Below are 13072 nucleotides of genomic sequence, written 5' to 3'. Positions count from 1 at the left end.
GGATCTCAGGGCGCGAGCGAGGGCGTGTGCGGCATTCCGAACTCGTGCCGTAACACGCTGCGTGCCGCGAACCATCCCGACTGCCCGTGGACCCCCGGACCGGGACTCGTTGCGGCCCCACAGAGGTAGACGCCCGGCAGAGGCGTACGCCACGGCTCGGTGCTGAGGACGGGGCGCGCGAGCAGCTGACGCAGTGTCGCGGCGCCGGCCGCGATGTCGCCGCCGATGTAGTTCGGGTTGTCGGCTTCGAGCTGCGCGGCGGTCGTACTGTGCGACGCGATGATCACATCGCGAAACCCGGGTGCGACGTTCTCGATCGCTCGGATCACGGCCTCGGTCTGGTCCACCGTCGAACCGGCCGGCACGTGCGTGTACGCCCAGAGGGCGTGGTGGCCTTCGGGTGCGCGGGTGGAGTCGAAGACCGACGGCTGCGAGACGAGCACATAGGGGGATGCCGCGTGTCGCCCGGCGAGCACGTCGCGCTCGGCCGCGGCGATCCGGGCACGCGTGCCGCCGATGTGCACGGTGCCGGCTCCGGCGATCCGTTCGTCGGCCCAGGGGACCGGCCCCGACAGCGCGAACTGCACTTTCGCGGAGCCGCTGCCGTAGCGGAATCGCTCCAGGCGTCGTCGATAGGACCCCGGCATCCGCTCGCCGGCGAGTCGCACGAGTGCGCGGGGCGTGACATCGAGCACCACCGCTCGGGCGCTCAGCTCGTCGAGCGAGGTGATCTCATGGTCGAGAACGATCTCGCCGCCGTGTGCGCGAAGGTCGTCGGCGAGAGCGTCCGAGATCGCCTGCGAGCCGCCGATGGGGATCGGCCATCCGGCCGCGTGCGCGTGCGTCTGCAGGGCGAGCCCGGCGGCCGCGGCGACCACGCTCGGCTGCGGTGCGATCGCATGGGCGGCGACACCGGTGATCATGGCCGGTGCGACGGCGCCGGTGAAGGGCGCATTCCACGCGGCGCTGCCCTGGACGAGCGCGCGCACACCGAAACGGGCGGTGACGAGCGGATGCGGCGGCACGCGCAGCAGCGGGGACCCCGTGAACCGGGCGACCTCCCGCGCGTGGCTGGCGAGAGGGGCGATCAACCGTCGGTAGGCGGCACCGTCGCGGCCGAGGCCGTCGACGGTGCGCTCCAGGTCGCGGTACGCGATGCCGGAGCCGCCGTCGATGGGGCTCAAAGGATGCGCGAACGAGATCTCCGGGGTGACGAACTCCACGCGCCGCGCGAGCCCGAACGCGCGGAAGAAGGGAGAGGCGAGCGCGAGCGGATGCACGGCTGAGCAGGTGTCGTGGCGGAACCCGGGTGCCACCGTCTCGGCGGTGCGGGCTCCGCCGCCGAGCTGTGCCATCCGTTCGAAGACGCGCACCGACAGGCCCGCCCGCGCGAGCGTGACCGCGGCGGCCAGGGCGTTGGGGCCCGATCCCACCACCTCGACGTCGGTCATGCCCGCCCCGCCCCCTCGTTGTGTCGCGGATGGCGATTCCGCCGCGAGTCGCCGAAAGTGGCGGATGATCGCTCGTCGTCGAACTGCCGAGCGCTGGTCGCCATTGAGTCTCCTCCGGGTCCCTTCCGATCGTAGAGGCCTGCGGGTCGGCGCCGGTGGGGGTGACGCGCGGATGCGCCTGCCTGCCCCCGCCTCTCCGCCTCTCCGTGTTCCGTCTTCAGTCTCCGCCGGCTCACGCTCGGCCGGCCGACCCGGAATCCCGCGGGTGGGGCTGGTCGCCGTGCTCTCGCGGACTGAATACGGAACGTGGCGCGGGCGGGCGGGCGGAGTCCGCGCCACGCACTACCCGATGAGGCTCGGCTGCAGGTCGCGGAGCGTCCGGCGGTGTGTCATCCGTGTCACTCCCACGGCCGCCAGGGCCAGCGCCCCGCCGAGCCACAGCAGCAGCACACTGATGTCCGTGCCGACGCGGGCGAGATCGCCGCCGTACATCAGCTGGCGCATGGCGTCGACGACGTATCCCATCGGCAGCACGTGGTGCAGCGCCGCCAGCGGCGCCGGCAGCGTCTGCCAGGGGAAGGTCCCTCCCGCCGTCACAAGCTGCAGCACCATGAGTACGAGGCCGACGAACTGGCCGACCGAGCCCAGCCAGACGTTCAGCGCGAGGATGATCGCCGCGTAGGTGAAAGAGGCGAGCATCAGGATGCCGAGAGTGCCGAGCGGGTTGGCGAACCGGAAGCCGAGGGCGAAGGAGAGCACCCCGAACAGCGCAACCATGCCCACGCTGCCCAGGAAGGCAGGGGTCAGCCAGCCGGCGATGGTCACCCGGAGGGGCGAGCGCAGCGCCGTGACGGCGCGGCGCGAGATGGGCTTGACGATGAGGAAGAGCGCGTAGATGCCGATCCAGCCGGCGAGAGCCGCGAAGAACGGGGCGAGCCCGGCGCCGTAGTCTCCCGCCGAGGTCTGCGCACTCGAGCTCACCGCGACCGGATCGGAGATGGTCTTGGCCTGCGCATCACGGGTTGCGGCATCCGTGTCGGGAATCGCCTGCACCCCCGACGCCAGTCCGTCGCGCAGCGAGCCGGCGCCGCCGGCGACCTGACCCGTCCCGGCCGCGAGGGCCGCAGCCCCCGCCGCGGCTTGGTCGGCGCCGTCGCGGAGCGAGCCGGCGCCGCCGGCGACCTGCGCCGCCCCGGAGGAGACCTGTGCGGCGCCGGAGGCGACCTGCGCCGCCCCAGAGGCCAGCTCGTCAACCTGCGACACCGCGGCCTGAAGGCGGTCGTTGCCGGTCACCGCGGCATCGCCGATGGGATCGAGCGCAGCGAGCACCCGGTCGATCGTCGGCTGGTCGACTCCGCGGTCGGCCAGCAGTTTCGCGATGTCGGTGCGGGCCTGCGGGATCGCGGCGACCACCTGCTGCCCTGCGGATGACGCGCGATCGGCGTAGCCGTCGAGCGTCGCCGTGCCTGCCGACACGCGGTTTGCTCCGTCGGCGACCTGCGCGGCGCCCGAGGCGACCTGGTTCGCACCGTCGGTGAGCGTTCCTGCGCCCTGCGCGAGCGCCGCGGTGCCCTGCGCCAGCGTCGTGCTGCCTGCGGCGACCTGGGAGGCGCCGTCGGCGAGGGTGGTGGCACCGTCGGCCGCCTGCACGAGCTGGGCGCGGATGTCGGCGAGGCCTCCGAGCAGGCGCGACGCCGCCTCCTGACCGACGAGCTCGGCGACCGAGCGACGGATCTTCTCGACAGCCTGCGTGCCGATGGTCGAGGCCAGGTAGTTGTTGGCGTCGTTGGTCTGCAGCCCGATCGTCGCCTGGTGCGGTGCGGTACCGCCGGAGGAGACGAGGGCCGCGGAGAAGTCCGAGGGGATCGTCACGATGAAGTCGACCGTGCCGTCGTGGAGCGCGGTCGCGGCATCCGCCTCGCTCATCGCACGCCAGTCGAAGGCGTGACCGTCGATGAGCTGCTGCGAGACCTGGCTGCCGTACTGTGCCGCATCGCCGCCGGTCCCCGACCCCTCATCGAGGTCGACCAGTGCGACGGGAACCTCCGAGAAGTGCCCGTACGGGTCCTGGTTGGCCCACAGGTAGAGCCCGCCGTAGAGGACGGGCACGAGCATGAGGGCGACGAGGGCGATGACCGACATCCGCGTCGCCGTGAGGCGCCGCAGCTCGGCAGCGATCATGGCGGGGATCTTCATCGGTGGCCTCCAGCGAGGGGAGCGGTGGTGCGCAGGCGCACGCGACTGGGCTTGAGGACGCGGGCGCTGGAGGGATGTGGCGCCAGGGATGCCGAGGTGTCGGCCAGTGCAGCAGCGGCCGCTTCGCCGGCGATGACGAGCACGGCGAACCCTCGGTCGGCGAACTCCTCGGCGAGCTCCCACCACTGGGCGGGGTCGCCGCCGTGGCGGTCGGGGGAGACGAGGACGAGGCCGTCGACCCCGGGACGCGCGGACGCGAGTTCGAGAAGAATGCGCAGCCGGTGCGCCGGTGCGAGGTCGGCGATCGGCAGTCGCGCCGACGATCGGAGGTCGTGCTCGTCGAGCCACCGTCGTGCCGACAGCGGGTCGGATGCGAGGCCAGCGAACATCAGCTCTTCGGCGACGACACCGGCCACCGCGATGTTCGGCGCAGGCTCGCTCACATCGGGGGCATCGACGAGGGCGACGCGGCGGCGCAGCGCGTTGCGGGCGCGGCGGTCGATGGCGTCGTCCAGTGCGACGGTGCCGGCATCCGGGCGCATGCGCCCTGAGGAGATGAGCCCCAGCACCGTGGGGCGCTGCTCGGTCTCGGCGACCGCGAGGGTGGCGCGGCCGCTGCGGTAGCTGAGGCTCGTCGCGCCCAGGGCCTCTCCGCGGCGGCCCTTCTGCACCCCATCCAGACGCACGCGCATCAGTTCGCCTCCAGCACATCGGGGTGGGCGTTCAGCAGCGCTTCGGACTCGCGCCAGGACAGTCCGGCGATGCTGAGGACGGCGCGCACGGCGAGCGAGGTCGCGATCGGTGACGACGCGTCGATGCGGCTGACCGCGGCGCGCGCCGTCTCTTCGATGAGACGCGCGAGGGTCGGGGCGGCCATGTCGACGCGGAGGGTGCCGTCGTCCTGACCGGCGCGGACGACACCGACGAGCGCGCGTCGCAGGGGGGCGAGCGCGGTGGCGGTCTGCTCGAGGTGCGCCTCGTCGAGCGCGAGAGCGGCCGCGACCTGCACATGGGCGGCCTCGGTCCACAGCGCCGCCGTCAACCGGGCCAGGGCGAGCGGAGGGTGCGGCTCGTCGAGCGACGAGGCGATCGCGTTGAAGCGCTGGGCGCCCGCGGCGATGAGCTCCGTGAGCAGCGCCTGGCGGTCGTCGAAGTGTCCATACAGTGCACGCCGTGACAATCCGGCGGCGCGGGCGATCTGGTCGATCGAGGCAGACGGGTCGAGCGCCAGGGTGGTCGCAGCCGCCTGCAGGATGCCGGCACGGTTGGCGGCGGCATCCTTTCTCGGGCGTCGAAGGGGTGCGGGGGTGGTCACCCGGTCAGTGTATTAACTTGCACACTGCTGTGCAAGTTTCGAGGCGCCGTGAGCGCGCTGTCAGTCGGCGCCGAAGTCGAACGACGCCGACTCGGATGCCTCGTCGACCGCCTCCGCGAGCTGTTCGCGCGCCTCGTCGAACGGGGCCACGTGTCCGGTGATCTCCGCCGACGCGCCCGACGCGAGGTCGCCGACCAGTTCGGCGGTCGCGCCGCCGATGAGTCCGAGGCCCGCGTACTGCTCGAGACGGGCCCGCGAGTCGGCGATGTCGAGGTTGCGCATCGTGAGCTGACCGATGCGGTCGGTCGGCCCGAACGCGGAATCTCCGACGCGCTCCATCGAGAGCTTCTCCGGGGCGTACGACAGGTTCGGCGACACGGTGTCGAGGATCGTGTAGTCCTCCCCGCGGCGAAGGCGCAGGGTGACGGTGCCGCTGATGGCAGAGCCCACCCATCGCTGAATCGACTCGCGGAGCATGAACGACTGCGGCTCCAGCCAGCGTCCCTCGTACATGAGGCGGCCGAGTCGGCGACCCTGCTCGTGATACGTCGCCAGCGTGTCCTCGTTGAGGATGCCGTTGACGAGGCGCTCGTACGCGATGAACAGGAGCGCCATGCCGGGTGCCTCGTAGATACCGCGGGACTTCGCCTCGATGATGCGGTTCTCGATCTGGTCGCTCATGCCCAGTCCGTGACGGCCGCCGATCGCGTTCGCCTCTCTGACCAGGGCGACGGCATCGGCGAACTCGACGCCGTTGATGGCGACCGGCCGGCCGGCCTCGAAGGTGATCGAGACGTCCTCCGTCGCGACCTCGACGGTGGGGTCCCAGAAGCGCACGCCCATGATCGGGTCGACGATCTCGAGCGAGACGTCGAGGTGCTCGAGGGTCTTGGCCTCGTGGGTCGCACCCCAGATGTTGGCATCGGTGGAGTATGCCTTCTCGACCGAGTCGCGGTACGGGAAGTCGTGCGCGACGAGCCACTCGCTCATCTCTTTTCGACCACCCAGCTCGGTGACGAAATTGGCATCCAGCCAGGGCTTGTAGATGCGCAGCGCCGGGTTGGCGAGCAGGCCGTAGCGGTAGAAGCGCTCGATGTCGTTGCCCTTGTACGTCGAGCCGTCGCCCCAGATGTCGACGCCGTCTTCCTTCATCGCGCGCACGAGGAGCGTGCCGGTGACGGCGCGGCCGATGGGCGTCGTGTTGAAGTAGGTGCGCCCGCCCGAGCGGATGTGGAACGCACCGCAGGCGAGGGCGACGAGGCCCTCCTCGACCATCAGCGGCTTGCAGTCGATGAGGCGCGACTTCTCGGCGCCGTACTGCAGGGCGCGACCGGGGATCGCATCGATGTCGTCCTCGTCGTACTGGCCCAGATCGCCGGTGTAGGTGTACGGGACGGCGCCCTTGTCGCGCATCCATGCGACGGCGACGGAGGTATCGAGCCCCCCGGAGAAGGCGATGCCGACGCGCTCGCCGACGGGCAGGGACTGAAGGACCTTCGACATGCCGCCCAGCCTACCGGCGGGTCTAGACGCGCACGATTCCGACGCCCGCGAGAGCGGCCGCGTCGAGGGTCTCGGCATCTCCTGCGCGCGTGGTCACGATCGTGTCGAAGTCGATCAGCGAGGCGATGCGGTACGAGCCGCTGCCGGGGAACTTGGACGTGTTGGCCACGAGGATCGACCGATCCGCCGCCTGCCGCATCCTCCCCTTGATGCTCGCTTCCTGCGTCAGGTCGGTGACGACCGCGCCATCAGGCTCGATGCCGGTGCTGCTGATGACCGCGACGTCTGCACGAACCTGTGCGAGCGCCTCCTCGGTCAGGGGCCCGACCAGTGTCCGCGGCTTGGACCCGACGAGTCCGCCGAGGACGACGAGTGAGATCGCGTCGTCGTCGCGCAGGGTGTCGAGCACGGCAAGGCTGTTGGTGATGACCGTCAGGGAGCGTCCACGCAGGTGGCGAGCCAGTCGCAGCGTCGTGATACCGATGTCGAGCAGCACCACTTCGCTGTCCCTGATCATCCCGGCCGTCGCACGGGCGATCGCTTCCTTCTCGCGCGTATCGGCGTCGAGGTCCTGCACCGTCACGGGCTCGGTGTGACGGGCCAAGGTGGCGCCACCGTGCACACGTCGCAGGCGCGCGTTCAGCTCGAGCCGCTCCAGGTCGCGCCGGATGGTCGTACCGCTGACATCCAGCAGACGGGAGAGCTCGTCGACCGTCACGCTTCCGACGGCTTCGAGCCGCTCGAGGATTGCGGCCTCACGTTGATGCGTCAACAACGCCTCCTCCTTCTCTGCCGGGATGATTCGAGGATGTCGGTGCGCATTTGCGCTCATGTTAACGGCCGATGAACGGCATCGGGCGCTCATTTGAAACCTCACTATGACATATCGCCAGAAATGAGCGCCCGAGTTAGCGTGACATCGGTCGCCGCGATCCCGACGCGGCGGTCGACCCAAACCTCTTCCCCCCCAGGAGTGCTCTGTGAATCGTCCACGTCTGATCGCCTCTCTTGCGGCCCTGTCGGCCGCCGCCCTTATGTTCGCGGGCTGCAGCCAGAGTCCCGCCGGCGCGTCCTCGTCGGGCTCCGCCGACACGGCCCTCACTGTGTTCGTCAGCGCCGACACCAACATTCAGGACCTCTGGCAGAAGACCCTGATCCCCGCCTTCGAGAAGGACAACCCGGGATACACCGTCGCCATCGACTTCGACCTGCACGGCACCCACGACCAGCAGACCGTCGCCAAGCTGACGGCGGCGACCGTGCAGAACCGCGACCCCGGATACGACCTGGTCGATGCAGGCTTCGTCGTCCAGGCGGCCGCTTCCGGTCTCCTGGAGAAGGTGGGAGCCTCCGAGGTTCCCGGAATCGCCGACATTCCGAGCGCTCTCGTCCAGGCCGGTGGTGACGGAGCGATCCCGTACCGCGGATCGAGCGTGGTGCTCGCCTACAACACGGCGACGGTGCCGCAGCCGCCGAAGACGCTCTCGGACCTTCTGGCGTGGATCCAGGCACATCCCGGGCAGTTCACCTACAACTCGCCCAGCACCGGCGGCAGCGGCGCGGCCTTCGTCACCACCGTTCTCGACCAGAACGTTCCCGACGCCGACCGCACCAAGCTCGTCACCGGCGCCGCCCCCGAGGTCGAGGGCGACTGGGACAAGGGCTTCGCCACACTCGCCTCGCTCAACCCCTTCGTGTACCAGAAGGGCGTGTACCCGAATGGCAACAGCCAGGTGCTCGACCTGCTCTCCAGCGGTCAGATCTCCATGGCGCCGGTGTGGAGCGACCAGTTCGTCACGGGTGTCAAGAACGGCCAGATCCCCTCGAACATCTCCTACACGCAGATCTCGAACCCGTCCTTCACCGGCGGGGCGAGCTACCTCGGCATCCCGTCGGCCACGCCGCGCAAGGCCGCTGCCCAGAAGCTGCTCGCGTGGCTGCTCACCCCGACGGCGCAGAGCCTCGTGGCTGACAGCATCTCGGGCTACCCCGTGATCGCTCTCGACAAGCTCCCCTCGTCGGTGCAGAGCACGTTCCAGAACGCCAACATCGCAGATCTGCGGCCCACGTACTTCGCAACGAACTCGGCTGACATGAACAAGGCCTGGGCGCAGAAGGTCCCCGGCAAGTGACCGTGATCGCCGATGCGACGGCGACTCGCGCCGCGGATCGCGGAGCCCGTGCGGCTTCGCGGTCCGCGGTCGCGGGCTTCCTTCTCGCCCTCCCCCCGGTTCTCGTGATCGCGGCCTTCGTCGGTCTGCCCGTGCTGATGGCGCTCGCTTTCAGCGTCGGGTTCACCGGTGGGCTCAACGAGGTTGCCGCCGCGGTGGGCCAGAACGTCCATCACGCCGACGGTGCCGTGCCGACCTTCGCCGCCTACGGCGACGTGTTCGCCACCGCCGAGTTCTGGAACGATCTCGGCCTGACCCTCGTCGTGACCCTGCTGTCGACCATCCTCGTTCTCCTGCTCGCCGGCGGCGTGGGGCTGTACCTGCGTCTTCACGGCGGTTGGCTGTCTCGACTGCTGTCGACGGTGGCGATCGTGCCGCTGTTCATCCCGGTGGTCATCGCCTCGTGGGCGATCTTGACCTTCACCTCGGCGGACGGCTTCATCCGCACGCTCTGCGCCCAGCTCGGTATCGACGGGCCGATCTGGTCGTACTCCGTCGTCGCCGTCGTGCTGGGCTCGGCGTGGACCTCGCTGCCCTTCGCCGTCCTGATGATCGCCTCGGGGCTGCAGTCGATTCCCGATGCGCTCATCGATGCGGCACGGGATGCCGGGGCGGGCACCGGGCGCATCGTGCGCACCATCTTGCTGCCCATGAGTGTCATTCCGATCGTGATCGCCGTGACGTTCACGGCCATCGGGGTGATCGGCTCATACACGGTGCCCTACTTCACCGGCGCGAACGCGCCGACCATGCTCGGCGTGTCGATCGCCAACTACTTCACCTCTTACAACCAGCCGCAGCAGTCGCTTGTGATGGCCTTCGTCGTCTTCCTGATCGCATCAGGGGTGGGCGCCCTCTACGTCTGGGCCAACTTCCGCACCGCGCGGCGGGAGGGAAAGATCTGATGCCGCTCCTGCGTGCTCCCCTCATTCGCGGCGGTGTGATCGCCGTGTTCACCCTCGTTCTGACCGTCTTCGTTCTCGGGCCCATCGTCTGGCTGGGCGCGCACGCGTTCGCGGAGAGTTGGACCTACCCTCGCCTTCTTCCCGACGGGTGGACACTGCGGTGGTGGTCGGCGGTGCTGGCCGATCCCGCCCTCGGCGCGTCCATTCAGAACTCGCTGACGATCACGCCGATCGTGGTCCTCGTGTCTGCGGTGGTGTGTCTTCCCGCGGCGTACGCGTTCGCCCGTTTCGACTTTCCCGGCCGGCGCCTCTTGCTCATCGGTCTGTTCGCCACGAACGCGTTCCCCAAGATGGGGCTGTTCGCCACGCTCGCGTCTGTGTACTACGCGCTCGGGCTGATGAACACCGTGGCCGGCGTGGTCATCGTGCAGCTGCTCGGCACGATCGTGTTCATGACGTGGATCCCGTCGGCGGCGTTCGCCGGCGTTCCCCGCTCGCTCGAAGAGGCCGCGCGCGATGCCGGGGCCTCCCGCCTGCGCGTGTTCTTCACCGTCACCTTGCGGATGGCGCTTCCCGGCATCCTGGTCGGCGCGGTGATGGCCTTCCTGGCCGCGTTCGATGAAGCGCAGGGCACCTATCTGGTCGGAGCACCCGACATTCTCACCATGCCGACGCAGATGTACAGCCTCGTCCTCAACTACCCGAAGCAGGTCGCGGCCGTGTTCTCGATCCTGCTCGCCATTCCCTCCGTCGTTCTGTTGCTCGCCGTGCGCAAGCACGTGATGGGCGGCCAGCTTGCCGAGGGATTTCAGATCAAATGAAGGAGTACCCCGTGATCACCCTCTCCGATCCGGCCGTCAGCAGTCCGCCTGTCGACCCGGCTCCCGCGCAAGCCACCGACGGTCTGCAGCTTCGCTCGCTCACCAAGGTGCTCGGCGGACGGCGGATCATCGACAGCCTCGATCTCACGGTCGAGCGCGGCGAACTCGTCTCCTTGCTCGGACCCTCGGGCTGCGGCAAGACGACGACGCTGCGGATGATCGCGGGCTTCCTCACGCCCGATGACGGCGACATTCTGATGGCGGGCCGCGACGTGACCCGGCTGGGACCGGATCGACGCCCGAGTGCCATGGTCTTCCAGAACTACGCCCTCTGGCCGCATATGACGGTCATGAAGAACGTCGCCTATCCGCTGCGCGTGCGCCGTCGGCCGCGAGCCGAGGTCGCGCAGCGGGTGGAGGTGGTCCTCGAGCTCGTCAACCTGCTCCACCACAAAGACTCCCGTCCGCCGCGCATCTCCGGTGGAGAGCAGCAGCGCGTCGCACTCGCTCGCGCGCTGGTCCAGGAGCCAGAGGTGTTGCTGCTGGACGAGCCGTTGAGCAACCTCGACGCGCAGTTGCGCGTCAAGGTCCGCGAGGAGATCCGTGAACTGCAGCAGCGTCTGGGCATCACCACGGTCATCGTGACGCATGATCAAGAGGAAGCCATGTCGATCTCCGACCGCGTGGCCGTGATGAACGCGGGGCGCATCGAGCAGTTCAGCACGCCGGTCGAGCTGTATCGGCATCCCGAGACCGAGTTCGTCGGCACCTTCATCGGCACGCTCAACCGCGTCGAAGGCGCTTTCGATGGCGAGCGGGTCGTCGCCGGCGACGGCGTGGTGGGCGTGCGCCCCGAAGACGTCGTCTACTCCGCGCAGCCGCGCGCCGGCGCCGTCCCCGCGGTCGTGGAGCGTGTCGTGCCCCACGGCCACTTTCACGAGGTGCGGGTGCGCCGCGACGATGTCACCCTGAGCGCTTTCGTGTCGGGTTCTGCTCCCGCCGTCGGTGAGGCGGGCTTCGCGACGATCGACGCCGCCCTCATCTACCGGGACGGGCGACTCGTTCGCCGCGTGGAACGGGCGGTGCGCTGATGGTGAGCACACCGGTTCGGACGCGGGCGTGCGCCCACCGCGGCGACAGCGCCGTCGAGCGGGAGAACACGCTGCCCGCCATTCGCTCGGCCGTCGCGAAGCGGGCCGCATTCGTCGAGATCGACGTGCGGCTCACCGCCGACGGGGATGTCGTCGTGCTGCACGACTCGACGCTGGAACGGCTCTGGGGCGACGAACGCGCCATCGACGACGTCTCGACGGCGGATCTGGCGGCCATCGGCGACGGCGATCACCGACCTCCCCTGTTGGCCCAGGTCCTCGCGGAGCTGGTCGGCGCGCCCACCCGCTTGGTGATCGACATGGATGCCGCCCGCTTCGCCGCCCCGGCCTATGAGGTCGTCGCGGCATCCGGCGTGGAGGTCGATTGGTGCGGCGACGTCGAGGCGATGCGGGTGCTGCGCTCCCTCTCCGGCGAGGCCAGACTCTGGATGCCGTGGCGCTCGCCGAGCCCCCCGCTCGCCGAGGACCTCGCCGAACTCGCACCGGTGACGGTCAACGTGCCTTTCGTGCTCGTCGATGACGACTTCGTCAGCGCCGTTCACGACAGCGGGTACACGGTGACGGCGTGGACCGTGGATGCCGAGGCCGACCTCGCCCGCGCCATCCGGCTCGAAATCGACACCGTCACCACGAACCGCCTCGACCGGCTGCAGGCCCTCCTGGCCGACGAGGGCCCGGCGGCAGACAGGAAAGAGGAGACGCGATGAACCGCGATGACATCATCGACGCGCATGCGATGGCACTCGAACTCGGCGCGTGGGCCAGCGGCGAGACGCGTGCATACCGAGTGACCGACGTCGCGACCAAGGCGCACCCCGCCGACCTCGTGACAGAGCTGGACCGCGGAATCGAACGGCACGTTCGCGCCGTGGTCGGTGCGCGCTTTCCCGAGCACGCGTTCGTCGGCGAGGAGTACGGCGGCACCGCCGCTCCGGACCGCCCGACGTGGTATCTCGACCCCGTCGACGGCACCACCAACCTCGCCAACGGCGTGCCCTGGACCTCCTTCTCGCTCGCCCTGGCCATCGGGGATCGGCCGCTGCTGGGCGTGGTCGCCGACCCGTGGCGCGGGATCGTCTTCGATGCTCTCGCCGGCGAGGGTGCGCGTCGCAACGGTGAACCGTTGCTCGTCGGCGACACCGCGGTGCTGCAGGGAGGCGTGGTCAGCACCGAATTGGCGGGCCACGAGCCCTGGCTGGGGATGCACGAGTTCTCGCGCGCCCTGACCGAGCGCTTCTGCACGCTGCGCGTGATGGGCTCGGGAACGCTCACGCTTCTGGGACCGGCGGCGGGGCGGGGGAGCGCAGCCGTCGTGCATCGGTTCAGCCCCATCGATCACCTCGCTGCGGTGCTGATCGCGCATGAGGCCGGCGCCGTCGTGCTCGACGAGCAGGGCAGCCGATCGCTGTTTCCCCGCACCGGAGGGGTGCTGGTTGCGGCGCCGCGCGTCGCCGATGAGGCCTTCAGCGTGTGGGCGCACGCGCGCGCACTCGCCGCCTCCGCCCCGGAGTCGGCCGCGGCATCGTCGCACGCTCAGTTCCCCGAGGCCGCAACGCACGTCTGATCGCCGGCAACGCGAACGCCCCCGCCGCCCGAAC

12 protein-coding genes are annotated in these 13072 nt (G+C 69.8%); 6 read left to right on the top strand and 6 right to left on the bottom strand.

The window, feature by feature from the left end; all coding sequences use genetic code 11:
- Positions 1–5: 5 nt before the first annotated feature.
- From HMPREF1529_RS04040 to HMPREF1529_RS04015, 6 genes are all read right to left on the bottom strand, one after another.
- Complete coding sequence (locus HMPREF1529_RS04040; protein WP_016463803.1) at positions 6–1451, bottom strand: phytoene desaturase family protein; 1446 nt, start codon at positions 1449–1451, stop codon at positions 6–8.
- A 342-nt stretch (positions 1452–1793) separates the two neighbouring features.
- On the bottom strand, positions 1794–3647 hold the full coding sequence (locus tag HMPREF1529_RS04035) for a YhgE/Pip family protein (protein WP_016463802.1): 1854 nt from the start codon (positions 3645–3647) through the stop codon (positions 1794–1796).
- Positions 3644–4339 (bottom strand): hypothetical protein, encoded by a 696-nt coding sequence (locus tag HMPREF1529_RS04030; RefSeq protein ID WP_016463801.1) that lies wholly within the window; start codon positions 4337–4339, stop codon positions 3644–3646. Before HMPREF1529_RS04030 ends, HMPREF1529_RS04035 begins: the two co-directional genes overlap by 4 nt.
- Positions 4339–4962, bottom strand: a complete 624-nt coding sequence (locus HMPREF1529_RS04025) for a TetR/AcrR family transcriptional regulator (RefSeq protein ID WP_016463800.1) — start codon at positions 4960–4962, stop codon at positions 4339–4341. The genes HMPREF1529_RS04030 and HMPREF1529_RS04025 overlap by 1 nt, the downstream gene beginning before the upstream one ends.
- Positions 4963–5022: 60 nt before the next feature.
- Entirely contained in the window at positions 5023–6465 is a 1443-nt protein-coding gene (gene argG, locus HMPREF1529_RS04020) for an argininosuccinate synthase (protein WP_016463799.1), read from the bottom strand.
- A 22-nt stretch (positions 6466–6487) separates the two neighbouring features.
- Positions 6488–7237 carry a DeoR/GlpR family DNA-binding transcription regulator gene (locus HMPREF1529_RS04015; protein ID WP_016463798.1) on the bottom strand — a complete coding sequence of 250 codons (750 nt, stop codon included), beginning with the start codon at positions 7235–7237 and terminating at the stop codon, positions 6488–6490.
- 208 nt (positions 7238–7445) lie between these two features.
- On the opposite strand from HMPREF1529_RS04015, the gene HMPREF1529_RS04010 reads away from it, so the two are divergent.
- Genes HMPREF1529_RS04010 through HMPREF1529_RS03985 form a run of 6 tightly spaced genes read left to right on the top strand, consistent with a single transcriptional unit; the run spans position 7446 to position 13038 of the window.
- Positions 7446–8597: an extracellular solute-binding protein gene (locus tag HMPREF1529_RS04010; RefSeq protein WP_005054816.1), complete on the top strand. Its 1152-nt coding sequence runs from the start codon at positions 7446–7448 to the stop codon at positions 8595–8597.
- On the top strand, positions 8594–9541 hold the full coding sequence (locus tag HMPREF1529_RS04005) for an ABC transporter permease (protein WP_005054818.1): 948 nt from the start codon (positions 8594–8596) through the stop codon (positions 9539–9541). The genes HMPREF1529_RS04010 and HMPREF1529_RS04005 overlap by 4 nt, the downstream gene beginning before the upstream one ends.
- A complete protein-coding gene (locus HMPREF1529_RS04000; protein ID WP_016463797.1) occupies positions 9541–10362 on the top strand; it encodes an ABC transporter permease in 822 nt (273 codons plus the stop codon). Before HMPREF1529_RS04005 ends, HMPREF1529_RS04000 begins: the two co-directional genes overlap by 1 nt.
- Positions 10363–10373: 11 nt before the next feature.
- Positions 10374–11453, top strand: coding sequence for an ABC transporter ATP-binding protein (locus tag HMPREF1529_RS03995; protein ID WP_016463796.1), 1080 nt, complete (start codon positions 10374–10376; stop codon positions 11451–11453).
- Entirely contained in the window at positions 11453–12181 is a 729-nt protein-coding gene (locus tag HMPREF1529_RS03990; protein WP_016463795.1) for a glycerophosphodiester phosphodiesterase, read from the top strand. Before HMPREF1529_RS03995 ends, HMPREF1529_RS03990 begins: the two co-directional genes overlap by 1 nt.
- Positions 12178–13038 carry an inositol monophosphatase family protein gene (locus tag HMPREF1529_RS03985; protein ID WP_016463794.1) on the top strand — a complete coding sequence of 287 codons (861 nt, stop codon included), beginning with the start codon at positions 12178–12180 and terminating at the stop codon, positions 13036–13038. The genes HMPREF1529_RS03990 and HMPREF1529_RS03985 overlap by 4 nt, the downstream gene beginning before the upstream one ends.
- Positions 13039–13072 lie beyond the last annotated feature (34 nt).

The organism is Microbacterium sp. oral taxon 186 str. F0373 (assembly GCF_000411455.1).
Classification (GTDB): Bacteria; Actinomycetota; Actinomycetes; order Actinomycetales; family Microbacteriaceae; genus Microbacterium.
This window is presented reverse-complemented; position numbering and strand designations above follow the sequence as displayed.

What these genes read in the sequence shown, in the direction of transcription:
- HMPREF1529_RS04040 (WP_016463803.1), bottom strand. Translation starts at nt 1,451, where the DNA reads ATGACCGACGTCGAGGTGGTGGGATCGGGCCCCAACGCCCTGGCCGCC.
- HMPREF1529_RS04035 (WP_016463802.1), bottom strand. Translation starts at nt 3,647, where the DNA reads ATGAAGATCCCCGCCATGATCGCTGCCGAGCTGCGGCGCCTCACGGCG.
- HMPREF1529_RS04030 (WP_016463801.1), bottom strand. Translation starts at nt 4,339, where the DNA reads ATGCGCGTGCGTCTGGATGGGGTGCAGAAGGGCCGCCGCGGAGAGGCC.
- argG (WP_016463799.1), bottom strand. Translation starts at nt 6,465, where the DNA reads ATGTCGAAGGTCCTTCAGTCCCTGCCCGTCGGCGAGCGCGTCGGCATC.
- HMPREF1529_RS04000 (WP_016463797.1), top strand. Translation starts at nt 9,541, where the DNA reads ATGCCGCTCCTGCGTGCTCCCCTCATTCGCGGCGGTGTGATCGCCGTG.
- HMPREF1529_RS03990 (WP_016463795.1), top strand. Translation starts at nt 11,453, where the DNA reads ATGGTGAGCACACCGGTTCGGACGCGGGCGTGCGCCCACCGCGGCGAC.
- HMPREF1529_RS03985 (WP_016463794.1), top strand. Translation starts at nt 12,178, where the DNA reads ATGAACCGCGATGACATCATCGACGCGCATGCGATGGCACTCGAACTC.